General features: G+C 76.4%; 13 protein-coding genes and 1 pseudogene. 12 read left to right on the top strand and 2 right to left on the bottom strand.

The window, feature by feature from the left end; translation table 11 throughout:
- Positions 1–170: 170 nt before the first annotated feature.
- The 6 genes from ABT354_RS22080 (at position 171) to ABT354_RS22055 (ending at position 15,142) form a co-directional block, all read left to right on the top strand.
- Entirely contained in the window at positions 171–3,734 is a 3,564-nt protein-coding gene (locus ABT354_RS22080; RefSeq protein ID WP_351496374.1) for a phosphodiester glycosidase family protein, read from the top strand.
- 140 nt (positions 3,735–3,874) lie between these two features.
- Positions 3,875–6,319 carry a SpoIIE family protein phosphatase gene (locus ABT354_RS22075; protein ID WP_502983471.1) on the top strand — a complete coding sequence of 815 codons (2,445 nt, stop codon included), beginning with the start codon at positions 3,875–3,877 and terminating at the stop codon, positions 6,317–6,319.
- Between the two features lie 126 nt (positions 6,320–6,445).
- Positions 6,446–7,636, top strand: coding sequence for an acyl-CoA dehydrogenase family protein (locus tag ABT354_RS22070; RefSeq protein ID WP_351496372.1), 1,191 nt, complete (start codon positions 6,446–6,448; stop codon positions 7,634–7,636).
- Positions 7,637–8,187: 551 nt separating this feature from the next.
- A complete protein-coding gene (locus ABT354_RS22065; RefSeq protein WP_351496370.1) occupies positions 8,188–8,742 on the top strand; it encodes a sigma-70 family RNA polymerase sigma factor in 555 nt (184 codons plus the stop codon).
- A 177-nt stretch (positions 8,743–8,919) separates the two neighbouring features.
- Positions 8,920–11,982: an AAA family ATPase gene (locus ABT354_RS22060; protein WP_351496368.1), complete on the top strand. Its 3,063-nt coding sequence runs from the start codon at positions 8,920–8,922 to the stop codon at positions 11,980–11,982.
- A 208-nt stretch (positions 11,983–12,190) separates the two neighbouring features.
- On the top strand, positions 12,191–15,142 hold the full coding sequence (locus tag ABT354_RS22055) for a helix-turn-helix transcriptional regulator (protein WP_351496366.1): 2,952 nt from the start codon (positions 12,191–12,193) through the stop codon (positions 15,140–15,142).
- 18 nt (positions 15,143–15,160) lie between these two features.
- On the opposite strand, the gene ABT354_RS22050 is transcribed toward ABT354_RS22055, so the two are convergent.
- Positions 15,161–16,228: a protein kinase family protein gene (locus ABT354_RS22050; protein WP_351496364.1), complete on the bottom strand. Its 1,068-nt coding sequence runs from the start codon at positions 16,226–16,228 to the stop codon at positions 15,161–15,163.
- 211 nt (positions 16,229–16,439) lie between these two features.
- On the opposite strand from ABT354_RS22050, the gene ABT354_RS22045 reads away from it, so the two are divergent.
- The 5 genes and pseudogenes from ABT354_RS22045 to ABT354_RS22025 all read left to right on the top strand — a co-directional run bounded on the left by ABT354_RS22045 (position 16,440) and on the right by ABT354_RS22025 (position 22,420).
- Positions 16,440–16,997 (top strand): hypothetical protein, encoded by a 558-nt coding sequence (locus tag ABT354_RS22045; protein WP_351496362.1) that lies wholly within the window; start codon positions 16,440–16,442, stop codon positions 16,995–16,997.
- Positions 16,998–17,131: 134 nt separating this feature from the next.
- A complete protein-coding gene (locus ABT354_RS22040) occupies positions 17,132–17,398 on the top strand; it encodes an anti-sigma factor family protein (RefSeq protein WP_351496360.1) in 267 nt (88 codons plus the stop codon).
- A 301-nt stretch (positions 17,399–17,699) separates the two neighbouring features.
- Positions 17,700–18,583: pseudogene (locus tag ABT354_RS22035) on the top strand (oxygenase MpaB family protein).
- The gene (locus ABT354_RS22030; protein WP_351496358.1) at positions 18,553–20,796 is read left to right on the top strand and encodes a serine/threonine-protein kinase; all 2,244 of its coding nucleotides are present in this window, start codon (positions 18,553–18,555) and stop codon (positions 20,794–20,796) included. Before ABT354_RS22035 ends, ABT354_RS22030 begins: the two are co-directional and overlap by 31 nt.
- 91 nt (positions 20,797–20,887) lie before the next feature.
- Positions 20,888–22,420, top strand: coding sequence for a phytoene desaturase family protein (locus ABT354_RS22025; RefSeq protein WP_351496356.1), 1,533 nt, complete (start codon positions 20,888–20,890; stop codon positions 22,418–22,420).
- A gap of 60 nt (positions 22,421–22,480) precedes the next feature.
- Here ABT354_RS22025 and ABT354_RS22020 read toward each other — a convergent pair whose 3' ends face one another.
- Positions 22,481–24,364: a serine hydrolase domain-containing protein gene (locus ABT354_RS22020; protein ID WP_351496354.1), complete on the bottom strand. Its 1,884-nt coding sequence runs from the start codon at positions 24,362–24,364 to the stop codon at positions 22,481–22,483.
- Between the two features lie 195 nt (positions 24,365–24,559).
- Here ABT354_RS22020 and ABT354_RS22015 point away from each other — a divergent pair, with 195 nt between their 5' ends.
- Positions 24,560–25,672 carry a nitronate monooxygenase gene (locus tag ABT354_RS22015; RefSeq protein WP_351496352.1) on the top strand — a complete coding sequence of 371 codons (1,113 nt, stop codon included), beginning with the start codon at positions 24,560–24,562 and terminating at the stop codon, positions 25,670–25,672.
- Positions 25,673–25,747 lie beyond the last annotated feature (75 nt).

The raw sequence follows: 25,747 nt of genomic DNA, 5'->3' as shown, positions 1-25,747 counted from the left end.
GCCCTCGGTTCCCGCCTGCGCGCGGGCCGGGGGCCGCAGATGTGCGGCGGGCCCGCGCGTGTCCGGGCCCGGATCTGGCGCGGGCGGACCCCCGACCGGGATCCTGTCCCCGGAGAGCCGTCGCTCTCCGTATGTGTCATGCGCCCGACCGTCCACGACCGGGAGAACCCGTGCGCAGAGACCACCCGGCACCCCCGCGTGCCCGCCGTGCCGCCACCCTGCTGACCGCCGCCCTCGCCGCCCTCCTCATCGGACCCGCCGGACTCGTCTCCCCGGCCACCGCGGACTCCGGCGGTGACGCCGACCCCCGGCCCGCGAACCCCGCCGAGGTACTGCGCCCCGTCGCACCCCCGCCGCCCAGCGCCCCCGACCCGGGCGGCGCCCCCGCCCCCGCCCGGCAGCGGGGCGTGGTGGACGGCGACGGGGTCGAGACCGCCCGTACCGCCCGCCCCATCGCCCCAGGGATCCGCCTGACCTCCTTCGACCGTCTGGAATCGGACAAGTGGCTACGGGTCGACACCCTCTCCGTCGACCTCGACGGCGCTGGGGCAAGGGGGGTAGGCGCCGACTACCTCTCCCCGGGCCGGGTCGCCGCCCGGGACACCGTCTCCGCCCTCGCCGCCCGGCACGACCCGGGACCCGGCCGCCGCACCGTCGCCGCCTTCAACGGCGACTTCTTCGACATCAACCAGACCGGTGCGCCCCAGGGCCCCGGCATCGCCCGGGGCGAGATCACCCACTCACCCGCCCCGGGCGCCCACCGGGCCGTCGGCATCGGCCCCGACGGCGCCGGACGGGTGCTGCGGCTCTACTTCGACGGGACCCTCACCCTGCCCTCGGGCCCGTACCCGCTCACCGCGTACAACGCCGCCGACGTCCCCGCCGGGGGCATCGGCGCCTACACCCCCGCCTGGGGGAGCGCCGACCGTGCCCTCACCGTGGACCGGGCCCGCCCCGTCGCCGAGGCGCTGGTCCGCGACGGCGCCGTCGTCTCCGTCACCGACCGGCCGGGCAGCGGGCCCATCGAGGACGGGACCACCGTCCTGGTCGGGCGGGAGGCCGGCGCCGACCGGCTGGCCGCGCTCCGCCCGGGGGACAGGGTGGGCATGGCGTACCGCCCCCGTACCGACGACGGCGGACCCGTGCCCCGTACGGCGGTCGGCGGACGTGAACTCCTCGTCGTCGACGGCGTACCGCAGAACCACGACGGCCAGGGCAACAACGCCACCGCCCCGCGCACCGCCGTCGGCTTCTCCCGGGACGGTCGCGCCATGACCGTCCTCACCGTCGACGGACGCCAGGCCGACAGCGGCGGGGTGACCCTCACCGAACTGGGGGTCATGATGCGCCGCGCGGGCGCCCACAACGCCCTCAACCTCGACGGCGGCGGCTCCTCGACGCTGCTCGCCCGTACCCCCGGCAGCGACACCCTCCAGGTGGAGAACAGCCCGTCCGACGGCAGCGAGCGCACCGTACCCAACGGTCTCGCCCTCACCGCGCCCGACGGCAGCGGGCGGCTGCGCGGCTACTGGGTCACCACCCGGATCCCCGCGCTCGCCGCCCCCACCGCCGACCCCGTCCGGGGCGGCCGGCCCGACCGGGTCTTCCCCGGGCTCACCCGCCGGCTCACCGCCGCCGGACACGACGAGACCCATGGCCCCGCCGCCGGGGCCCCGCACTGGCGCTCGCTGCGGCCCTCGGTGGGCCGGGTGAGCGCGGACGGCACCTTCCGGGCGCGGCGTGGCGGCACCGCCGTGGTCACCGCCGAGCGCGCCCGCGCCCGGGGCCGGATCCAGCTGACCGTCCTGGACGACCTCACCCGGATCGCCCCCACCACCCGGCGGCTCTCCCTCGCGGGCGCGGGCGCCACCGGCCGGTTCGGTGTCGTCGGCTTCGACACCGACGGTGACAGCGCCCCGGTGGAGGTCTCCGATCTGCGGATCGGCCATGACCCGGAGCTGTTCGACATCCGTGACGACGGGGCCGGCTCCCTCGCCGTCACCTCCCGCGCCCCCGGCGCCGCGGGCCGGATCACCGTGTCGGCCGGAGGGGCGACCACCACCCTCGCCGTCGTCGCCGGACTCGCCCAGCGACCCGTCGCCGACTTCGAGGACGCCGGGCAGTGGACCTTCAGCCAGGCACGGGCCGACGGCTCGGTCGCCGCGACCCCCGACGGCCACAGCGGCACCGGTCTGGAACTCACCTATGACTTCGGCCGTTCGACCGCCACCCGGGCCGCCTACGCCCATCCGCCCCGGCCCCTCCCCGTCCCCGGCGCGCCCCAGTCGTTCACCCTCTGGATCCACGGCGACGGCCGCGGCGCCTGGCCCACCCTCCACCTCAAGGACGCCACCGGCTCCGATCAGCTGCTGCGCGGGCCCTATGTCACCTGGACCGGCTGGCGGCAGGTGACCTTCGCGGTGCCGCAGGCGGCGCCGGTCCCCCTCGCCGTGCACCGCTTCTATCTCGCCGAGACGGCCGCCGCCCGCCAGTACACCGGGCGGATCGTCATCGACGGTCTGGTGGCCCAGGTGCCGCCCGATGTCGAGCTGCCCCCACCACCGAGGGTCATCGATCCGCTGATCACCGGGGCGGCGGCCACCGCCCGCCGGGACTGGCGCTTCGCGGTGATGTCGGACGCCCAGTTCGTCGCCCGGGACCCCGACAGCCTCCAGGTGCGCCAGGCCCGGCGCACCCTGCGCGAGATCAGGGCGGCCCGCCCCGACTTCCTGCTGGTCAACGGAGATCTGGTGGACGAGGGCAGCCCCGCCGACCTGGCCTTCGCCCGCCGGGTCCTCGAAGCGGAGCTGGGCGGCGAGGTGCCCTGGTACTACATCCCGGGCAACCACGAGGTGATGGGCGGACGGATCGACGACTTCATCGCCGAGTTCGGCCCCGCGCACCGGGTCATCGACCACCGGGGCACCCGGGTGCTCACCCTCGACACCTCGCGGCTGACCCTGCGCGGCGGCGGGATCGCCCAGATCGCCGCCCTGCGGGAGCGGCTGGACGCGGCGGCGGCCGATCCGGACATCGGCTCGGTCCTGGTGGTCCAGCATGTCCCGCCGCGCGATCCCACCCCGCAGCAGGGCAGTCAGCTCGGCGACCGCAAGGAGGCCGCGCTGCTCGAACGGTGGCTCGCCGACTTCCGCCGGACCACCGGCAAGGGCGCGGCGTTCATCGGCGGACATGTGGGCGTCTTCCACGCCGAACGGGTGGACGGAGTGCCGTATCTGATCAACGGGAACTCCGGGAAGACCCCCGCGGGCCCCGCCCATGAGGGCGGATTCACCGGCTGGACCCTGCTGGGCGTGGACGAGATCGCCCCCGCCGAGCGGGCCGCCGCCCGGCACCGGCCCGGACACCGGGGGCCCGACTGGCTCTCCGCGCACACCCGCGCCCATACCGACGGGCTCACCCTGGCCGCGCCGGACTCCCTGCCCGTCCAGGGCTCGGGGCCGGTCCGTGCCACAGTCCTCCAGGGGGTACGGGAGGTACCCGCCGCGTTCCCGCTCGGTGTCGACTGGACGGGCTCCCGGGGGCTGTACATCGGCCCGCCGGGTGAGGCCCGCGCCCGGCACCGGGCCGCCTTCGACCCCGCGACCGGGGTGCTCACCGGGTTGCGGGCGGGGGAGGTGACCCTGACCGTCACCGTCTCCGGTCACAGCCGGTCCACGGTGGTGACGATCGCGCCCGGTGCGGTGGGTTCCGGGGGGCCGGGGCGGAGCGGGTGACACCGCCGGTGACGGGCCGGACCCGGCCCGGCAGGGGCGCGGTGAGGGGTGCGTTCCCGGGCTCGCCGTGCGAGAAGGCGCGGCACCCGGCAGCCTGAGGGGGAGCCCCGGGAGCCCCGGGGAGAGGAGGTGGTCACGCCATGGGCGGGCCGCAGCCTTCCGCCGCGGGAGCGGCGGGCGGGGAGCCCCAGGCGGTGCGGCCGGTGCTGGCGCTCGCGCTGGCGCGGATGATGGACGATCTGCACGCCCACTCGGGCGCGCTGTATCTGCTGACCGCCGCGCTGGAGGAGGCCGCACCGCCCGGATCCGCGCCGCCCGGGTCCGCGCCGCTGGGAGCCGTTCTGCCCGGATCGGACCTGGCCGACCTGGCCGGTCCAGTCGGTCCGCACGGTCCGTCCGGTCCAGCCGGTCCGTCCCCTGCCGTCCCGCCCGGCGTGGCGCCCCTGGGCCCCCCGGGCGGCACCGACCGTTCCGGCGGCGGGACCGGCCCCTCGGGCGGCGGCACCGGCTTCCCCGAGGGCGGCGCCCGGCGCCCCGTCCCCGTCCTCGACATGGCCGTCAAGGCCGGACTGCCCCGCTCCTTCACCACCCCCTGGGAGCGGATCTCCCTCGCCTCCCCCCTCCCCGTCGCCGACGCGGTCCGCGAACGCCGCCTCGTCTGGGTCGCCGACGAGGAGGAGATGGCCCGCCGCTACCCCCGGATCGCGGTGGCCCTCCCGTACCAGTACCGCTTTGCCGCACTGCCGCTCACCGACGGTGACGACATTCTCGGCGCGGTCTATCTGACCTGGCCCGTCTCCCATCCCGCCGCACTTTCCCCGGCCGAGCTGGCCCGGCTGACCGACGCCTGCGAGCGGCTGGCCCGCCGGCTGCGCCGCGCCGTCCGCGACCCCGGGCCCGCCGAGGAGCCCCAGTTCCTCGGCATGGAGTCCCCCGAGTGCGGCGGCGACCGGGGCGAGGCCCTGCGCACCCTCCTCCGACTGCCGGACGGCATCTGCGCCCTCGATGTGAACGCCCTGGTCACCTGCGCCAACCCGGCCGCCGGTGAACTGCTCGGCGTTGATGTCACCTGGCTGACCGGGCGGGTGCTGTGGACCGCCGTACCGTGGCTGAACGACCCGGTGTACGAGGACCGTTACCGCGCGGCCCTGCTCAGCCAGGAGACCATGGAGTTCACCGCGCTCCGCCCGCCCCGGGACTGGCTGGACTTCCGGCTCCACCCCGGCCGGGACGGCCTCACCGTCCAGATCACCCCGGCCCATCCGGCCGTCACCACGGTCACCGCCGCCCCGCCCGCCGACCCGGCCGCCGATCCGGAGTCGCCCCCGCGACCCGCCCCCGAACGCGGCCCCACCTCCGAGCGCAGCCCCGCCCGGCTGGTCACCATCGCCCATATCGCCAATCTGGCCATCGCCCTCACCGAGGCCGTCTCCGTCTCCGATGTGATCGACCTGGTCGCCGACGAGATCATGCCCTCGCTCGGCGGCAGCGCCCTGGTGATGCTCGGTTCGGAGAACGGCCGCCTCCGGGTCCTCGGCCACCGCGGCTACCGCGACCCCCATCTCGTCGAACGGTTCGACGGCGTCCCCCTCTCCGCCCCGCTCCCCGGCGCCCAGGCGCTGGTCACCGGTGTCCCGTCGTTCTTCGAGTCCCGGGCGGAGCTGGAACGGGTCTATCCCGAGCGCAACGCCACCCCCGACGGCCTGCACGCCTGGGCCTATCTCCCGCTGATCGCCTCCGGACGGCCGGTGGGCACCTGTGTGCTCGGCTTCGACCGCGAACACCGCTTCACCACCGACGAACGCGCCGTCCTCACCGGACTCGGCGGGCTCCTCGCCCAGGCCCTGGAGCGCGCCCGGCTCTATGACACCAAGCACCGGCTCGCCCATGGCCTCCAGTCCGCCCTGCTGCCGCACTCCCTCCCCGCGATCCCCGGCCTGGAGGCCGCCGGCCGCTATCTCGCGGGCACCCAGGGCATGGACATCGGCGGCGACTTCTACGACCTCGTCGCCCTGGGCCGGGGCGCCGGGGCCGTCATCGGGGACGTCCAGGGCCACAATGTCACCGCCGCCGCCCTCATGGGCCAGGTCCGTACGGCGGTCCGCGCGTACACTGCCGTCGGCCAGCCGCCCGGCCAGGTGATGGAGTCCACCAACCGGCTGCTGATCGACCTGGAGGCGGATCTGCTGGCCTCCTGTATCCACCTCCGCCTCGATCTGACCGGACACGCCGCCCATATCGCCCGCGCCGGACACCCCCCGCCGCTGCTGCGCGACCCCGACGGCACGGTCCGGGTACTGGAACTGACCGGCGGCCCGCTGCTCGGCGTCGACGCCCGCTCCGTCTACCCCACCACCTGGCTCCCGCTGCCGCCCCGGGCCGTCCTGGTGCTCTACACCGACGGGCTGGTGGAGACCCCGGACACCGATATCGACGACGCCCTCGCCGCCCTCGCCCGCCTGCTCTCCTCGGCCGCCCCCGAACGGTCCCTCGAAGAACTCGCCGATCTGCTCCTCGGGCCGCCCGAGGTCCGTGAGCGGCGCGGCGACGACACCGCGCTCCTGCTGCTGCGCCCCACCGGCTGACCCGGGAGCCCTCCCGGGCCCGCCCCCTCCGCGTTCCCGGAACCCTTCCGCATTCTTGGAACACGTTCTACCGTGTGCGCGCGCCGGGGACACCGCCGGGCCGGACCACTGGACCCTGGAGGGGCCGTGCACCTCGCCTACACCTCCGCACAGCAGCAGCTCCGCGCCGAACTGCGCGCCTACTTCGCCGGCCTGGTGCCGGACAACGCCTACGCCCGCCATGCCGACCCCGCCGAACAGAAGCGCTTCTACCGCGCCACCCTGCGCCGGCTGGGCGCCGACGGCTGGCTCGGCGTGGGCTGGCCCAAGGAGTACGGCGGACGCGGACTCGGCCCCGTCGAGCAGTTCATCTTCTTCGACGAGGCCGCCCAGGCGGGGGTGCCGCTGCCGCTGATGGCCCTCAACACCGTCGGCCCCACCCTGATGCGCTTCGGTACGGCGGAACAGAAGGCGTACTTCCTGCCCCGGGTCCTCTCCGGCGAGATCGACTTCGCCATCGGCTACAGCGAGCCCGGCGCCGGGACCGATCTGGCCGCCCTCACCACCCGGGCCGTCCGCGAGGGCTCCGCCGAGACCGGTCACTACACCGTCCACGGACAGAAGATCTGGACCACCAACGGCGACACCGCCGACTGGGTCTGGCTCGCCGTCCGCACCGACCCCGACGCCCCGCCGCACCGGGGCATCACCATGCTGCTGGTGCCGACCGACGACCCCGGCTACTCCTGCACCGTGATCCGCACCCTCGCCTCCCACGACACCACCGCCAGCTACTACGACGGCATCCGGGTCCCCGCCTCCCGCCGGGTCGGCGAGGAGAACCAGGGCTGGCGGCTGATCACCACCCAGCTCAACCATGAGCGGGTCACCCTCGCCGCCCATGGCACCGTCGCCCTGCGGGCCCTCGCCGACGTCCGCGACTGGGCGGCCCGCACCCCGCTCACCGACGGCCGCCGGGTGATCGACCTCCCCTGGGTCCGCACCCGCCTCGCCCGCGCCCACACCCGCCTCGACGCCATGAAGCTGCTGAACTGGCGCATGGTCAGCTCCCTCCAGCAGTCCGCCCTGAGCCCCCAGGACGCCTCCGCCGTCAAGGTGTACGGCTCCGAGACCCGCCGCGACGTCTACGCCTGGCTCCTGGAGATCACCGCCGCCGCCGGCCCCCTCAAGGAGGGCTCCCCCGGCGCCGTCCTCCACGGCGAACTGGAACGCGGCTACCGCTCCGCCGTGATCTTCACCTTCGGCGGCGGGAACAACGAGATCCAGCGGGAGATCATCTCCTGGATCGGCCTGGGCATGCCCCGGGTCCGCCGCTGACACGGGCGACACCGCCGGTACGACACGGCCGGTACGACACGGCCGGTACGACACGGCCGGTACGGCACCGGTGCCGCACCGGTGCGATGACGGTGCGATGACGGAAGGCTCCGACCCTGACCCGGCGTCGGAGCCTTTCCGTATGGGGACGTGCCCCACGGTCCGCCCCGGCGGACCGTTCGGCCGTTCGCCGAGGTGGTGGGGGCAGGGGGCGGACGGCCCTCGGGTCAGGTCCCGCGTATACCGCCCCAGCAGCGGGTTCGCGGATTCGCGCCGTGTGGGTGCGCCCCCCTGGCGCGGGGCGGTCGGGCGCGGGGCGGTGGTGGCTGCGGTTGTGACACGTACGGGGGGAGCGGAGGGTTCACCGCCGACCGCTCGACCACTCGTCCCTGCGGCGAACGGTCACCGCCGTCCGCTCGACCGCTGGCCGACGGGTCCTGCCAACTCCGCCAGTCGGCGGATATCCGGTGCACCCCACCCGACGCAGGCTGTCCGAACCCCCGACAACTGAACGACCGTACAGTGCTCGACGCCAGACGAGGAGCGCAGTCGTGACCGCACCCGCCCCGCACCAGGCCGCCCCGACCGCCCCCGAGCGTGCCACCGAGGAGGAACTCGCGCAGCTCCAACGCGAACACGGACGCGCCGTGTTCGGCCTCTTACTCGGGCTGACCTACGGCGACACCCAGCGCGCCGAGGATCTGCTCCAGGAAACCATGATCCGCGCCTGGCGCCACCCCGAGGCCCTGCACACCCGTCATGAGTCCATGCGGCCCTGGCTCTTCACGGTCGCCCGCCGGCTCGCCATCGACGCCCGCCGCGCCCGGCTCTCCCGCGCCCGGGAGGCCGTCCACGGGGTGGAGAACTCCCTGATCCCCGCCGAGGACCCGATCGAGCCCTCCATCCAGGCGCTCGACGTCCAGGCCGCGCTGGCCCGGCTCACCCCCGATCACCGCGCGGTGCTCCTCCAGGTCTATTTCCGGGGCCTGTCGGTGAGCGAGGCGGCCCACGCGCTCGGCATCCCCCCGGGTACCGTCAAGTCCCGTACCTACTACGCACTGCGTGCCCTGCGCCGGGTCCTCCAGGAGTACGGGACCCTCGGCTGAGGGGGCCCGGGGCGGCGCCGTGACGGGCGCCACGTCCGCGCACGGCGGTCCCGCTGAACGCCCGGGACGGCGGGTCCGTACTCGACGGCACACCCCGGACACCACCGAGGCACGGCACCGGGACCACCGGGAGACCGCCGCGGCCCGTCCGGATCCGCCGCGATGAGGAGCGCGTACGTGGCACACCACAGCGGGGACCCCGTCCCCACCGGCCGGGAGGCCCAGGTCCGCCGCGTCCGCGAACTGGTGAAGGAGGCCGCGGCCGGCCGCGGCGGAAGCCTGCTCGTGGACGGCGAACCGGGCGCCGGGAAGACCGCCCTGCTCTCCCTCGTCGTACGGGAGGCCGAACGGCTGCGCTGCCGGGTGCTCACCGGGGCCGCCCGTGAACTGTGCCCCACCCCGCTCGGCGCTCTGCTCGACTGCCTGGAACCCCATGCGCCCACCGACCGCATCCGGCGGGCGGCACTCGCCGCCGGGACCGCGCCCGGCGGCCATCCCTCCGTCGCGCTGCGCCATGTCTTCCGCCTGATCGCCCAGTTGTGCCGGGGCGCCCCCGTCGTCCTCGTCCTGGACAATCTGCACGGCGCCGACGAGGCCAGCCTGCTGGTGTGGCGGCGGCTCACCGAGACCGCGGGGCGCCGCCCGCTGCTCCTTGCCACCGCCGTCCGCAGCGCCCCCGGCCGCCCCCTGGCCCGTGCCGGGGCGGCCCTCACCGACGCCGGCGCCACCCGGCTCACCCTGCCGCCGCTCGGGCTGCGGGACACCGCCCGGTACGCGGAACGGGTCCTCGGCGCGCCACCGGGGCCGGGGCTGCTGCGGCTCCTCGGGGACGCCGCCGGCAACCCGCGCCACCTCGGTGAACTCCTGGACGCGCTCACCGCCGACGGCGCGGTACGGGTCACCTCGGACACCGTGGAACTCGCCCGCCCGGCCGGACCGGAGGCACCGGGCGGACCGGGCGGTGTCCCGGGTGTCCTGGGTGTCCCGGGAGATCCGTTCACCCGGGACACCCGGGGTCTCCCCGGCGACATCCCCCTCCGGCTCCCGCCCGCCCTCGCCGCCTCCCTCACCGACCGGATCGGCCGGCTGTCCGCCGAGGCCCGTACCGCCCTGCGGATCGCCGCCCTCCTCGACGCCCCCTTCACCCGCCGGGAACTCGCGGTCTGTCTCGACCGCGCCCCCGACGACCCGCTGCCCGCGGTGGACGAGGCCCTCGCCGCCGGGGCCATGACCGCCGACGCCCCCGGGGAGGACGAAGCTCCCGGGGAGGACGAAGCCCCCGGGGAACGGCTGCGGCTGAGCCAGGAGATGCTCCGCGGCGCCCTGCGCGACAGCGTCCCCGCCACCTTGCGCGCCGCCCTCCACGGCCGGGCCGCCCGCGCCCTCGCCGCCGTGGACGCCCCCGCGCGGCGGGTCGCCGCCCACCTCCTGGCGGCCGATCCGGCCGATGACGACTGGACCCTCCCATGGCTGCTGCGCCACGCCGACGAACTGCCCGGCCGCCACCCCCGGGCCGCCGCCGAACTCGTCGAGCGCGTCCTCGAACGGATCCCCGCCACCCACCCCGACCGCGCCCGGCTCCGCTTCGCCGCCCTCAGGGGCGCCTATCTGCTGCACCACCCCGACGCCGCCGCCCGCGCCCGGGACGCCTACGACCGCACCGCCCACCCGGCCCACCGGGCCCGCCTCGGCGCCCTCGCCGTGCTCGCCCTGCTCCAGGACGGCCGCCCGGCCCACTGGGTGATCGACGACATCCTCGCCGCCACACCCCCCGCCCGCCGGCCGGTCCGGACCGTACGCTTCCTCGCCCTGCGCGCCACCCTGCTCTGCGCGGGCCGCCGCCTGGACGAGGCCCGCGCCCTCGCCGACCGGGTCCTCGACCGGGCCCTCGCCCTCCGGGACCCCGTCGCCGAGGGGTACGCCCGTGCGGTACGCGCCCAGATCCTCACCCACACCGGCGACCTCACCGGAGCGTTCCAGGAGTCCGGCCACGCCCGCGATGCCGCCCGCCACCGCCCCTGGACCCAGGACCTCCTGCTCTCCCAGACCCTGCTCGGCGCCCATCTCCTCGGCACCCGCGACCGCGACCGCGAGGGGCGCGCACTGCTGGGCCGGGCCCGCGCGCTCGCCGTCCGCACCGGCTCCCCGGCCCGCCGGGCCTGGACGCACACCGTCGCCGCCCGCTTCCACTACCGGGCCGGCCGCTGGGACGAGGCCCTGGACGACCTCGACCGGGGCCGGCAGCCCCCCGCGCCCTGGCTCCCCGTACCGCCCCTCGGCCTGGACGCCGTGATCCTGGTCGGCCGGGACCGGCGGGACGCGGCCCGCGCCCGGATCGCCGCCGCCCGCGCCGACCTCCCCGCCGGGGCCGACCCCGCCTATCTCCCCCTGGCACGGGCGCTGCTCGCGGAACGCGACGGAGACCCGGACACCGCGCTGACCCTCCTCGCCGGCGCCCTGGGCACCGGCCCGGCCGGCGCGCCGGGGGCCCGCGCCGCCCACCGGTCCGCGCGGCTGCCCGACACCCTGCGGATCGCGCTCGCCCTCGGCGACACCGCACTCGCGCGCGCCGCCGTCGACGCCGCCGGGACCGCCGCCGGGTCCACCCCGGGCGAACCGGGCCCCCACGCCCTCGCCCACCGGCTGCGCGGGCTCCTCGACGGCGACCCCGGACCGCTGCTCGCCGCCGCCGACCACTACCGGCACCAGGGCATGCGGCTCTGTCTCGCCCGTACGGAGGAGGATCTGGCCGCCGTTCTCGCCCGCCGGGGCGACAGCGACGGCGCCCGGGACCACCTCAACCACGCGGTCGACCTCTACCAGGAGTTCGGCGCCCACTGGTACACCGCCCGAGCCGACGCCCGGCTGCGCTCCCTCGGGGTGCGCCGGGGCCCCCGGGGCACCCGGGGCCGCCCCCGTACCGGCTGGGACGCCCTCACCCCCACCGAGCTGAAGGTCGCCTTCCTCGTGGCCGAGGGCCGCTCCAACCCGGAGGCCGCCGCCGAACTGCTGCTCTCCCCGCGCACGGTGCAGACCCATGTCTCGCACATCCTCGCCAAGCTCGGCGTCCGCACCCGGATCGACATCGGCCGCGAGGCGGGCCGCCGCCGCCCGCCCCCGGGGCCCACCCCCGGCACCCCCCACAGCCGTGAGCCGCCCCACCCCCGTGACACCCCCACCCGCACCACCGGCCGCCCCCGCGATGCCCCTCGTACGGATGATGCCCGCGCAGCCCCGTGATGCCCGCGCCGCGTCGTGATGCCGGTGACGCCCGTGATCCCGGCGACACCCAGGAGGCCTCCGGGGAACGGGGCGACCCGGAGGCTTGCGGTGGTCGCGGCACGCGCGGTACGCAGGAAGCCCGCCGGGACCGCGCCACCGGAGACATCCGCGGCACCCGGGAGGCCCCCGATACGCGCGACACGCGCGACAACACGGGGTGTCCGCGATGACGGCAGCCGCACTGACCACCCCCGGGACGGAGACCATGACACCCGCGAACCCCATCCGCCCCACCGGCCCGGGGACCGAACCGGAGCCGCAGACGGACCCGGCCCGGCGGACAACCGGTGTCGGCGGCGGCGGGTGGACCGGCAGGGGTCCCGAGACCCGGGTGCTGGAGCGGTACGTCAGGGACCTGGCGAACGGCCGGGGCCACTCCGTGCTGATCGAGGGCGAACCCGGCATCGGGCGGACCGCCCTGCTCCACCGGGCCCGGGACGAGGTCCGCCGGGCCGGCCACGCCACCCTCGACCTCGCCGTCCGGAACCCCGGCCCCGGCGGCCCCCTGCGGACCCTGCTCGAAGCCGCCCTCGCCCGGCCCGGATCCGCCCGGCGCGCCGAGGCCGCCGGAATCCCGCGCGGCACCCGCACCCGCCCCGCCGCGCCCCCCGAACCCGCCCTGGCCGAGCGGGTGACCCGGCTGATCCGGGACATGGCCGACGACGCCCCCCTCGCCGTCCTGCTCGACGACGCCCACCTCGCCGACGGCACCACCCTGCTGCTGTGGCAGCGGCTCAGCCGGCTCACCGGGGAGCGCCCCCTGCTGCTCCTCGCCACCGCCCGGCCCGGACACACCGCCCGGCCCGGACACACCGCACCCGACCCCGGCGACCTCGGCCGCCTCCGGCGCGATCTGCTGGACGGCGGCACCACCCTGCTCACCCTGCCCCCGCTCGCCGACGACGAGGTCCGCGACCTGGTCACCGCTCTCACCGGCGGGGCCCCCGCACCCGAACTCCGCGCACGGCTCGCCCGCGCGCACGGCAACCCCCGCCGGGTGCACCAGCTCTTCGCGGAGGGCTCCGGCGCGGACCGGGGCGACCCCGTCACGGCCGTCACCCTCCTCCTCACCCCGTCCGCCCTGGAAACCCTGCACGCCGCCGCCCTGCTCGGTACGGGCGTCACCGGCGCCGAACTCGCCGCCGTCACCGGGCGGTCCCCGCTCGAACTGCTCGACCCCGTCACGGAGGCCATCGCCGCCGGCGTCCTCACCGACACCGGCGACCGGCTGCGCTTCCGCGACCCGGCGCTGGTCGGCGCCCTGCGCACCGCCGTACCCGCCGCCGAACGCGCCCGGCGGCACCGTGCGGCGGCCCGCGCCCTCCACCGGGCCGGCTGCACCGTCGAGAGCGTCGCCGCACAACTCCTCCCCATCGCCGGGACCCTGACCGTCCCCCGCGACGCCTGGGCCCTCGACTGGCTCGCCGCCACCGCGGGCGAACTCGCCGAACGGGCCCCCGGGACCGCCGTCGGCCTGCTCCGCCGCTGCCTCACCCGGCTGCCCCCCGACGACCCCTGCCACAGCACCCTCAAGGAACACCTCGCCCACGCCGCCCTGCTGCTGCGCGGACCCGCGAGCACCGCCACCCTGCGCACCCTGCTGGACGAGATCACCGAGCCCGAGGCCCGGATCCAGCTCAGCGCCGCCCTCGCGCACGGCCTCTTCGTCCAGGGCCGCTGGAGCGACGCCCTCGCCGCCCTCGACCGGGCCGAACGGGCCCTCCACCGGGCCGAGCCCCCCGCCGACCACTGGGCCCCCCTCCTCCAGGGGCTGCGTGCCGTCGTCCACCACGGCGCGGGCCGGAACGAACGGTGCGCCGTCCTCGCCCGGCAGGTCATCTCCCGGGCCCGGGACGGCCGGTACCCCTTCGGCGAGGCCTACGCCCGGCACGCGCTCTCCTGCGCCCTGCTGCGGGACCGCCGCACCGAGGCCGCCCTCGCCGAGAACACCCTCGCCCTGCGCGCGTCCGACCGCGTGGACCGGGCCGCCGCCCACTGGCTCACCTGCTCCCTCGCCGATCTGAGGATCACCCTGCTGCTCTATCACTCGGTCATGCTGGGCCTGGTCGACCGGCCCGGCGAGGCCCGGGCCGCGCTGGCGCGGGCCCGTGCGGAGACCGGGGCCGAGGGCACCGGCGGCCAGCTCGGCGGCATCGTCGCGACCACCGCGATCCTCGACTACCGCACCGGCCACTGGGACGAGGCCCTCGCCCGCCTCGACACCCTCGGCGACCCGCCGGGGGACCCCTGGCTGCCCTGGCTGCGCCATGGGATCGCCGCGCTCGTCCAGGGCCATCGCGACCGGGGGGAGGACGCCCGCGCCCACTGCGACGCCGTCCCCGACCGGGCCGAACCCACCCGCGCCCGGCGCAGCCGCGCCGGATATCTGCTGATGGCACGGGCGTTGCTGGCGGAGCGCGCCGGGCGGCCCCGGGAGGCGCTGACGGTGCTGCTGCCCACCCTCGACCCCGCCTACGCCCGCGACCTGGACCAGCGTTTCCAGTGGATGCCCGATATCGTGCGGCTCGCCCTGCGGCTGGGCGACCGGGCCACCGCCCGCGCGGCGGCCGTCATCAGCGCGGGCGAGGCCGACCGCGAACAGCATCCGGTCCGGGTCGCGGCGGCGGGGCGCTGCCGGGGGCTCGTGGAGAACGACCCGGGGGCGCTGGCCGCCGCCGTGGCCTACTACCGGGAGGCCGAACGGCCGCTGGAGCTGGCCCAGGCGCTGGAGGACACCGCCGTGGTACGGGCGTCGCTCGGCGACCCGGCGCACGCCCGGGAGGCGCTGGAGGAGGCGCTGGCGCGGTACGAGGCGCTCGGCGCGGCCTGGGACGCCAAACGGGCCGTCAACCGGCTGCGGACGCTGGGGGTCCGTACCGGCCTCCGCACCCTCCGCGACGGCCGCCCGCCCACCGGCTGGGACGCCCTCACCCCCGCCCAGCTGAGGGTGGCCCGGCTGGTGGCCCGGGGCCGCTCCAACCCGGAGATCGCGGGCGAGCTGTTCCTGTCCCCGCGCACGGTGCAGACCCATGTCTCGCACATCCTCACCAAGCTGGGCGCCCGCTCCCGTACCGAAGTCGCCCGCCAGGCCGCCGAACGCGCCGCCGTCCGCCCCTGACGCCGGGGGCCGCGCCGGTCAGTCCCGGCCGGCCCTTCGGAGCGCCTCGGCGGGGAAGGGGGTCTCCCGGCTCTCCCCCCGGAACCGGCGGTAGAAGTCCACCATCACGGAGGCCACCGGCGCGTCCCGCAGCAGCAGCGCCGCGACCGGCGCCGGGATGCCCTCCGGCGGAACCCCTTCGGCGCAGGCGCGCACAAAGGCCGCGCGTTCCTCGGGCCCGTACCCGTACAGGGCCACCGCCAGCCAGGTGGCCAGATGGGTGGCGGTGTACCACCGGTCGTAGGCGCGGTGTCCGTCGAAGAAGGCGGCCTCGTCCTCGGCGAGCGCGAAGCGGGAGGAGATCGCGAGGCCGTAGTCGGCGAAGAAGAGCCGCCGGCCGTCGGTGAGGATGTTCTGGAAGTGCGCGTCGAAGTGGAGCAGCCCGCGGGCGTTCATGAAGGCGACGCCGGCCGTCAGCTCCTCGTCCACCATCGCGCAGGCCCGCTCGGCCGCCTCGTCACCGGCCCCGATCCGCTCGCCCAGCCAGTCGTGCAGATTCCCCGGGATGTACTCCAGGAACAGCGCCAGGCTCGCCGAGGAGTCCCGGAGGGCCTCGATCCGACGGCGCACCTCCGGTCTGCCTCCCCAGTGGTCGACGGCCCGTTCGATATCCATGAGTTCCTCGGGAAGCGGCTCGCCGGAGCCCGGCAGGACCCGCCAGTGGTGCATCAGCGGGAAGCCCTCGTGCTCCCCCGCGATCACCCAGTCCGTCGTCATGGTGTGCGCGGCCAGCTCCCGCCAGGCTCCGAACCCCGGGCCGCCGATGGTGCCGACACCGTAGTGGCAGAAGACCGGCAGTCCGAAGAGATTCGCCGTGGAGCGGACGTTCTCCGGCCGCAGCTCCAGATCGGTCAGGGGGATCCGCTTGACGAAGACCGGGGTGCCGCCGACCTCCAGCAGAACGGTGGTCCCGCCGATGCCGGAACCGATGGGCGCGGCGGCGGCCACGAGTTCGCCCAGCGCGTGGTCGCTGTGGAGCGCCAGCGCCGTGGAAACGGCGCCATGGGCGGCCAGTCGGGCACCGCGGGACAGGTCAGGGCTCTTCACCTATGCCTCCAGCCGGACACCCGCCTCGCGCGCGAGCGGAGCAACTGGCTGCCGGGCAGGTGCTGTTGTCAGCCTCTCACGCGGGTCGGCGATGATCCACACGGGCCGTCCGGGGAGCGCCGCCGGACCGAGGTCGCGTGAACCCCGGCCGGTGCCCCCGCGTGCTCCCTGGCGGAGCGCCGTCCCGCGACCTGACCTGTGAGGATCCCCTATGGAACCGCACACATCCCCGATCCTGTCCTGCCATCCGCGACCGCGCCGCGCGACGGGTGCCGTCGCGGTGGTGCCCACCGTGCCCACCGGGCCGCCGGCCGCCGGGGGAGTGCCCGCGCGCGGAGCCGCCGCCGGTGCCCGGAGGGCGGGCGCGGCGCACCGCGTCACCGGCGACGGGCCCGGCGGGGAGCCGGAGATCCTCGCCGCCGTCGCCCGCCGCACCCTCGGGGGCAGCCGGTGCCACCCCGGGATCCCCGGCCTCGACCAGGGGCGGCGGCGGTCGGACGGACGGAGGGCGGTGGAGGGCACCGTCACCGTGCCGGCGGGCCGGTATCCGCGCCTTGCGCCGGAGGCGGATGGTCCGGAGGTACGGTACGGGCCGCTGCCGCTGCCGGAGTCGTTCCCGGGTGCCGCCCGGCCCGCCGCCGCGCGCGGTGTCCCGGACGGCCCCGGCGCTCTCCTCACCGAGGGCGACCCACTCCTCCTCGGCGCGGTGGCCGTCCGCCCCCGTACCCGGCGCGCGGCCCGGAGGGAGCGGGGCGCGGCCGGGAGCTGACCGTCGATGAACACACCCCACCGGACCCGACCGTGGTCCCTCCGGCCCTTGTTGACGCCGGGGCCATGTCCGCAGAATGGCCCGGGTACGGGGGTGTCCCCGAACGCGGCGGAGCACAGGGAACGGGGGCCTGCGTGACGGAGCCGTACCGGGCGGACGCCCATGTGAGGCTGATGCTGGGCGCGTATGTACTCGACGCGCTCACACCCGAGGAGAACCAGGTGGTCGCGGCGCATGTCCAGTGGTGCGCCGACTGCCGGGACGAATATCTCGAACTGGCGGAGATGCCGCTGTTCCTGGCCGCCTACGACGGGCCCGAGCTGCTTCCGCCACCCGCGCCGGAGCCGCCGAGGGCCCGCCCGGAGCCGGACACCGGCCCCGGCGCCACGGGGCCCGGCTGACGGGGCCGGGCCGGGCCCCCTCCGGCCGGGTCCGGCCACGGCGACGGCCTCCGGGGGACGCGGGGTTGACGCCGGGGCCGTCCCGGGACAGCGTCATGGGAACACCCGTTCGTTAAGGCGTACCGCTCCGCAGGGATGTCCCGTCCCCAGGGGGTCACCTATGTCCACGACAGAACCCGGTCCCACCGCGGCCGACCCATCCGGTTCCGGTTCCGGCATCCCATCCGGCCCCGGCACCCCGTCCAGCCCTGGTGCCCTACCCGACCCCGGCCTCTTCGGCCCCCGCTCCGTCACCTGGCGGATGCACGGCGACCCGATGATGTGGATCGCCGGAATCCGCGCCCTCTACCTCCAGGCGCTCCACCCACGCGCCGTCCGGGGGGTCCTCCAGTTCTCCGACTTCCGCGACGACCCCTGGGGCCGGCTGATGCGGACCGCCGACTATGTCGGCACCGTCACCTACGGCACCACCGACGAGGCCGAACGGGCGGGCGCCCGGGTCCGCGCCCTCCACGCCCGGCTGAAGGTGACCGACCCGGCGACCGGCGAACGCTACGGCGTGGACGAGCCCGAACTGCTGCTCTGGGTCCACTGCGCCGAGGTCGACTCCTATCTCCAGGTCCTGCGCCGCTCCGGCTTCCCCTTCGGCGCCGACGGAGCCGACCGCTGTGTGGCCGAGCACCGGGAGCGGACCCGGCTGATCGGCCTCGACCCCGCGCTGGTCCCCGCGACCACCGGCGCTCTCGCCGCCTACTTCGACCGGACCCGACCGCTGCTGACCGCCGGACCCGACGCCCGCGCCGTCGCGGCGTTCCTGCGCCGCCCCCCGGTCGCCCCCCTCCTCGTCCCCGCCCGCGCGGTGCTCTGGCGGGCCGTCAGCACCCTGGCGTACGGGACCCTGCCCCCCTGGGCCCAGGCGCTGTACGGGAGACCGGGCCCCGACCCCGATCGGGTCACCCGGGCGCTGACCGCCACCGGCCGGCCGGCCCGCGCCGTGCCCGTACGGCTGCGCGGCCCGCTCGCGTCCGCCCATCTCCGGGCGGCGGTGGCCCGACTCGGCCCGCAGGCCCGCCCCACCCCGTACAAACAGCGCGGCCCCAGGGCCATACTGGACCCGGGAGAGCGGAGCACAGTGACGGGGGCGACAGCGCGCGATGGCGGAAACGGAGACGGAGACCAGGCTGATCCAGGGCCGGTACCGGCTGCTCGATGTCATCGGCCGAGGTGGCATGGGCGAGGTCTGGCGGGCGGTGGACGAGGCGCTGGGGCGCCAGGTCGCGGTCAAATGCCTTAAACCGGTGGTTCCGCCCCGCCAGGACGCGGGCTTCACCACCGTGCTCCGGGAGCGCTTCCGGCGCGAGGCCCGGGTCGCCGCCGCCCTCCAGCACCGGGGGGTGACCGTCGTCCATGACTTCGGCGAGTACGAAGGGGTGCTCTATCTCGTGATGGAGCTGCTGGAGGGGGAGAACCTCAGCCAGCTCCTGGACGGCAACGACGGGCGCCCCCTGCCCGTCGCCGAGATCGTCGACATCGCCGAACAGGTCGCCGACGCCCTCGCGTACACCCATGACCGGGGCATCGTCCACCGGGACCTGAAACCCGCCAACATCATGCGGCTCGCCGACGGCGCCGTGAAGATCTGCGACTTCGGCATCGCCCGCCTCGGCCAGGGCGTCGGGCTCTCCTCCCGGCTGACCGGCGTCGGGATCGCCATGGGCACCCCGCACTACATGTCGCCCGAGCAGATCGGCGGCGGCGAGGTCGACCACCGCAGCGACCTCTACTCGCTGGGATGCGTCCTGTACGAGATCGCCACCGGGTCACCGCCCTTCGACCACGAGGACGCCTGGGCGGTCCTCGTGGGGCACCGGGACACCGAGCCGCAGCCGCTGCGCGCCCATCGCGCGGACATCCCCGGCCCGTTCGAGCGGATCGTGCTCGACCTCCTCGCCAAGGAGCCGGGGGCCCGCCCCGCCGACGCCCAGGAGCTGCGGGGCGCCATCGCCCGGGTGCGCGGGGCCGCCCTCGCCGGCGGGCGCGGCCCCGGCACCGCCGAGCCCGCGCTGCCGCCCTGGGCCCGGGGCATGGCGGCGGGCCACCAGGCGGTCGCCACCGGGCTGCGGATCGTTCTGCCGGACCACACCGCGGGTCTGACCGGGGAGTGGACCACCACCCTCGACCCGCGCGGCGCCCTGCCGCCCCGCCCCGACAGCGGCCCGCCCCGCCCCGCCCCCTCGGCGGACCTCCTCGACCAGCTCGCCGGCCGGCACAACGCCGGGCTCAGCCTCGGCCGGCTCGCCCGCTGGGAGGAGGCGGGCGAGGTGCACCGGGCCGTCGCCGCCGAGCGCGAGCACGCGCTGGGCCCGGACCACCCCGACACCCTCGCCAGCCGGTACGAGATCGGCTTCAGCCTCGCCAGGACCGGCCGGGCCGAGGACGCGCTGCGCGAGTTCGCCCGGGTCGCCGACGGCCGTGAGCGCTCCCTCGGCCCGGACCACGCCGAGACCCTGGCCGCCCGTCAGGAGACCGCGTACGTCCTCGGTCAGCTCGGCCGGCACTTCGAGGCCAACGATGTCTACACCGCCGTCCTCGCCGCCCGGGAGCGCACCATGGGCGCCGACCACCCGGACACCCTGCGCTGCCGCCACAACCTCGCCTTCAACCTCAGCAGGCTGGGGCGTCTCGAGGACTCCTTCCGGATGGCCCGGGGGGTGGCCGCCGCCCGGGCCCGGGTGCTGGGCGCGGACCACCCGGACACCCTGGTCACCCGGTACGAGGTCGCCTACGCCCTGGGGCGGCTCGGCCGCTGGACGGAGGCGTTGGACGCCTATCGCGAGGTGGCCGCCGCCCGGGCCCGCGCGCTGGGCCCGGACCACCCCGACACCCTCGCCGCCCGCTACGAGGTCGGCATCAGCCTGGGCCGGCTGAGCCGGGGCGCGGAGGCGCTGGAGCTGTACCGGGGGCTGGCCGCCGACCGCGCCCGGGTGCACGGGCCCGACGACCCGGAGACCCTGCGGGCCCGCCATGGCATCGGGGTGAACCTCGGGCGGCTCGCCCGCTGGAGCGAGGCCCTGGCCCAGGCGGGCGAGGTCAGCGCGGCCCGTGCCCGGGTGCTCGGTCCGGACCACCCCGACACCCTGGTCAGCCGCCGGGAGGCGGCGGTGGGACTGGGCTGGCTCGGTCGCTGGGAGGAGGCCCTGGCGGTCTACCGCGAGGTCGCCACCGCCCGTGAGCGGGTCTTCGGCCTCGACCACCCCGAGGCGCTGGCCAGCCGGAACGACGAGGCGCACTGTCTGGAGCAGCTGGGGCGGCAGGCCGAGGCGGTCGAGCTGTACCGCAGGGTCGCCGCCCTGCGCGAGCGGCGCGCCACCCACGGCGGCCGGGGGGCGCCCCGGTGAGACCGGGCCCGGGCGCCGGGCGGGAGCCCAGGGGAAACGGGTCAGCGGAAGTGACAGCAGGGGACGGACCGCGAGAGGGAGACACCGACGGATGCCCGCACACTCCTCGTACGACGCCGTCATCGTCGGCGGTGGCCACAACGGCCTGGTCGCCGCCGCCTATCTGGCCCGCGCCGGGCGCTCGGTGCTGGTCCTGGAGCGCTCCGCGACGACCGGCGGCGCGGCGGTCTCCACCCGGGCCTTCGCCGGGGTGGATGTCCGGCTCTCGCGCTACTCCTATCTGGTCTCGCTGCTGCCCCGGAAGATCGTCCGCGATCTGGGGCTCTCCTTCGCGGTCCGGCGCCGCTCGGTCTCCTCGTACACCCCTTACGGCGACGGCGGACTGCTGGTCGGCGGTCCGGGTACCCGGGAGTCCTTCGCCCGGCTCCCCGGCGGTGAGCGCGAGTACACGGCCTGGCGGGAGTTCGGCGAGCTGACCGGGCGGGTGGCGGCCCGGGTCTTCCCGACCCTGACCGAGCCGCTGCCCGAACGGTCCCGGCTGCGGGCCCTGGTCGACGACGCGACGGCGTGGCGGGAGCTGTTCGAGGAGCCCATCGGGGCGGCGATCGAGCGGCGGTTCGCCGCTGACCTGGTCCGGGGGGTGGTCCTCACCGACGCGCTGATCGGCACCTTCGCCGACGCCCATGATCCCGGGCTGGCGCAGAACCGCTGCTTCCTCTACCACGTCATCGGCGGCGGCACCGGGGAGTGGAACGTTCCGGTGGGCGGCATGGGAGCGCTCACCGACGCCCTCGCGGACCGTGCGCGCGCCGCCGGGGCGGAGATCCTCACCGGGCACGAGGGGCGGTACATCCACCCCGGGGCCGGGGGCGCCGAGGTGGGCTACCGCACCGGCGACCGCGAGGGCGCGGTGGCCGCCCGCCGGGTGCTGGTCAACGCCTCCCCGCAGGAGCTGGCGGCCCTGCTGGGCGAGGAGCCCCCACCGCCCGCCGAGGGCTCCCAGTTCAAGGTGAACATGGTGCTGCGGCGGCTGCCCCGGCTCCGGGACACCTCGGTCGACCCCCGGGCCGCCTTCTCCGGGACCTTCCATGTCTCCGAGGGGTACGGGCAGCTGGCGACCGCCTACCGTGAGGCGGCCGGGGGCGGGCTGCCCACCGCGCCCCCGTCGGAGATCTACTGCCACACCCTGACCGACCCGTCGATCCTGGGCCCGGGGCCCGCCGCCGAGGGATACCAGACGCTGACCCTCTTCGGGCTGCACACCCCCGCCCGGCTCTTCGCCGCCGACCACGACCGGGTCCGCGCCGAACTCCTCGCGGCCACCCTCGCCGAGCTGGACCACTATCTCGCCGAGCCGATCGCCGACTGTCTCGCCCGCGACGCCGACGGCGCGCCCTGTGTGGAGGCCCGCACCCCGCTGGACCTGGAGCGCGAACTGCGCCTGCCGGGCGGGCACATCTTCCACCGGGACCTGTCCTTCCCCTACGCCACGGAGACCACCGGCCGCTGGGGCGTGGAGACCCACCACCCGGCGGTCCTCCTCTGCGGCGCGGGCGCGGTCCGCGGCGGCGGCGTCAGCGGGGTCCCCGGCCACAACGCGGCGATGGCGGTGCTCGGGCACTAGGCGGTGGCCGCGAAGGTCCCGGCCGGTCGGCGGGGCCCGCCGGGCAGGGGCCCCGGGGTCTCACTCCGCCGAGCGCGTCCAGCCCGCCGTCTCGATCAGGGCGGCGTCGGCGGGCCGGGCGTCGTCGAAGAGGGTCCGCCCCCGCTCCGTCACCCGGACGGCGTCGACATAGACGCCCCGTCCGGTGGGCGGACCGGCGGCGGTGTAGCGCCAGCGCAGCCGGGCCCCGGGGGCGCGCAGGGCGGAGAGGTCGGCGTCCAGCCGGTGCCAGCGGCGGCCCGACCAGCCGGAGACGGTCCCGGAGGGGTGCGCGGTGGGCGGGGCGTCCTCGGCGTCGGCCGGGGCGGTGGTGAAGGGGACCGGCAGCCAGCCGGCGCCGCCGTCGATGGAGCCCTCCAGGACCAGGGTCTCGCTCTGCGGCTCGGTGTCCCACCAGAGCGCGCAGCGCAGCCGGGGCCCGGCGGGTCCCAGCTCCAGCGGGGGCAGGGTGAGGGTCGCCGGGCGGGCGGCGATCTGTCCGGAGAACCACGCCGTACGTCCCCGGTACGGGGGTACGGGCACCGCGCGCGCGAGGTGTCCGGCGGCGGTGGCCCGGGGCGCGCTGCCGGAGCGCCAGCGCCGCACGGGGTGCACGGAGTTGCCGAGGACGACGAGGAAGGAGTCGGTGGTGGGGTCCATGACCAGGCTGGTGCCGGTGAAGCCGGTGTGGCCCGCGGTGTACGGGGTGGCCATCGCGCCCATGAACCAGTGCTGGTTCAGCTCGAAGCCGAGCCCGTGCTCGTCCCCGGGGAAGGCGGTGTTGAAGTCGGAGAGCATCAGGGCGACGGAGGCGGGCCGCAGGATCCGGGTCCGGCCGTAGGCGCCGCCGTTGAGGAGGGTACGGGCGAGCACGGCGAGGTCCCAGGCGTCGGAGAAGACCCCCGCGTGTCCGGCCACCCCGCCGAAGGCATACGCGTTCTCGTCGTGGACCTCGCCCCACACCATGCCCCGGTCCAGCCCCGACCACGGCGGCCGGGAGTCCTCGGTGGCGGCGATCCGGGGGCGCCAGGAGGCCGGGGGAGCGAAACGTGTGCGGTGCATCCCGAGCGGAGCGGTGATCTCGTCGTGGAGCAGGGTATCCAGAGCGCGACCACTGATCCGTTCCAGGAGCAGGTGCAGCGCGATCAGATTCAGGTCCGAGTAGAGATAGGCGCTTCCCGGGGGCTTCGCCGGGACCTCCTCCCACAGCATCCGCAGCCTGCCCTCCCGGGTCGGCTCCCGGTGGAAGGGGATCCACGCCCGCAGCCCCGAGGTGTGGGTGAGCAGCTGCCGTACGGTGATCTCCGCCTTGCCCGCCGCCCCGAACTCGGGGAGATAGCGGGCGGCCGGGGCCTCCAGCGCCACCTCGCCGCGCTCGATCCGCCGCACCACCAGGAGCGCGGTGCAGAGCTTGGAGACGGAGGCGAGGTCGAAGACGGTCTCCCGGGTCATCGGGATCCGTTCCCCGGGCGGCAGTTCGACCCCGGTGTCGGTGGTCTCGTCGTACGCCGCGTACCGCACCGCCCAGCCGATCGGGTGGTGCAGGGCCACCGTGCCGCCGCGCCCGGCGAGCAGGACCGCCCCCGCGTACCAGGGCCGGGTGGGGGAGGGGTCGAGGAAGCGCTCGGCGCCGGAGACCAGATCGGCCAGCGGGCCGGGGAGGAGCCCGGCGTGCTCGGGGGTGCCGTACCGCAGGGTGGTCCGGCGCCGTCCGCCCCACACCGGGGGCGGACCGCCGGGGGCGCCGGGCCCGCCACCCGTCGCTCCGGGTCCGCCGCCCGGGGCGGCGTCCGCGAAGGGGACCGGGGCCAGGGCGAGCGCCCCGCCCAGGGCCAGCACCCCGCCGCCCAGCCGGCGCCGGCTGATCCCGGCAGGGCCACCGGCCCCGGCTCCCGTCTCCCCGCCCGCTTCCCGGCCCTCGGTCATCCGCACCACTCCCGACAGTCTCCGGGGCGGCCCGGCCCGCCCGGGCCACCCTCTTCCGCGCCCCGGGGGCTGTCAACCACCCCGGCCCGCGCGGCGGGCCCGGGGCGACCGCGGCCGGCGAAGAGCCGGCGAAGAACTGACGAAGCATCAGGAAAACTCTTCCCTCGGCCGGACCGCTGCGGCATCCTGCCGCCCATGGAGACGGAGCTGAGCCAGGAACTCGGGATCGAGCACGCCCTCTTCGGCTTCACGCCGTTCCCCGCGGTCGCCGCCGCCCTCAGCCGCGCGGGCGGCTTCGGCGTCCTGGGCGCCGTCCGCTACACCGACCCCGACGACCTCCGCCGCGATCTCGACCTGCTGGCGGAGCAGAGCGGCGGCCGGCCCTACGGCCTCGATGTCGTCATGCCCGCGAAGAAGGTCGAGGGAGTGACCGAGGCCCAGGTCGAGGCCATGATCCCCGAGGAGCACCGGCGCTGGGTACGGGAGCTGCTCGACCGGTACGGAGTGCCCCCGCTCCCCGACGGCGAGCGCTCCGGCTGGCGGATCACCGGCTGGATGGAACAGGTCGCCCGCGCCCAGCTCGATGTCGCCCTCGACTACCCGATACGGCTGCTCGCCAACGCCCTCGGCTCCCCGCCCGCCGATGTAGTCGCCCGCGCCCAGGAGCGGGGCATCAAGGTCGCCGCCCTCGCGGGCAGCGCCCGCCACGCCCGCCGCCACGCCGACGCGGGCCTCGACATCGTCGTCGCCCAGGGGTACGAGGCGGGCGGCCACACCGGCGAGATCGCCACCATGGTCCTCACCCCCGAGGTGGTCACCGCCGTCGACCCGCTGCCGGTCCTCGCCGCGGGCGGCATCGGCAGCGGCGCGCAGATCGCCGCCGCCCTCGCCCTCGGCGCCCAGGGCGTCTGGCTCGGCTCCCTCTGGCTCACCACCACCGAGGCCGAACTCCACTCCCGGGCGCTCACCGCCAGACTCCTCGCCGCCGGCTCCGCCGACACCGTCCGCTCCCGCGCCCTCACCGGCAAACCGGCCCGGCAGCTCCGTACCGACTGGACCGACGCCTGGGACGACCCCGGCGGGCCGGGCCCCCTGCCCATGCCGCTCCAGGGGCTGCTGGTCGCCGAGGCCGTCTCCCGGATCCAGCGGCACGAGGTGATCCCCCTGCTCGGCACCCCCGTCGGACAGATCGTCGGCAGCATGACCTCCGAGCGCTCCGTCCGGGCCGTCGTGGACGATCTGACCCGCGGCTTCGACCGGGCCGTCCGCCGGCTGAACCGCATCGCCCGCCAGGGGGACGACCGATGACCGTACGCGCCGAAGTCCCACGGGGGGAACGGCCGGGGGACGGCCGATGACCGCACCACCGCCCGACGGCTCTGG

It is taken from the genome of Streptomyces sp. NPDC000594, from assembly GCF_040299965.1.
Taxonomy (GTDB): domain Bacteria; phylum Actinomycetota; class Actinomycetes; order Streptomycetales; family Streptomycetaceae; genus Streptomyces.
Note: the sequence above shows the minus strand (reverse complement) of the source record. Positions and strands in the feature narration are given on the sequence as shown.

What these genes read in the sequence shown, in the direction of transcription:
- ABT354_RS22075 (WP_502983471.1), top strand. Translation starts at nt 3,875, where the DNA reads ATGGGCGGGCCGCAGCCTTCCGCCGCGGGAGCGGCGGGCGGGGAGCCC.
- ABT354_RS22055 (WP_351496366.1), top strand. Translation starts at nt 12,191, where the DNA reads ATGACGGCAGCCGCACTGACCACCCCCGGGACGGAGACCATGACACCC.
- ABT354_RS22045 (WP_351496362.1), top strand. Translation starts at nt 16,440, where the DNA reads ATGGAACCGCACACATCCCCGATCCTGTCCTGCCATCCGCGACCGCGC.
- ABT354_RS22030 (WP_351496358.1), top strand. Translation starts at nt 18,553, where the DNA reads ATGGCGGAAACGGAGACGGAGACCAGGCTGATCCAGGGCCGGTACCGG.
- ABT354_RS22025 (WP_351496356.1), top strand. Translation starts at nt 20,888, where the DNA reads ATGCCCGCACACTCCTCGTACGACGCCGTCATCGTCGGCGGTGGCCAC.
- ABT354_RS22020 (WP_351496354.1), bottom strand. Translation starts at nt 24,364, where the DNA reads ATGACCGAGGGCCGGGAAGCGGGCGGGGAGACGGGAGCCGGGGCCGGT.
- ABT354_RS22015 (WP_351496352.1), top strand. Translation starts at nt 24,560, where the DNA reads ATGGAGACGGAGCTGAGCCAGGAACTCGGGATCGAGCACGCCCTCTTC.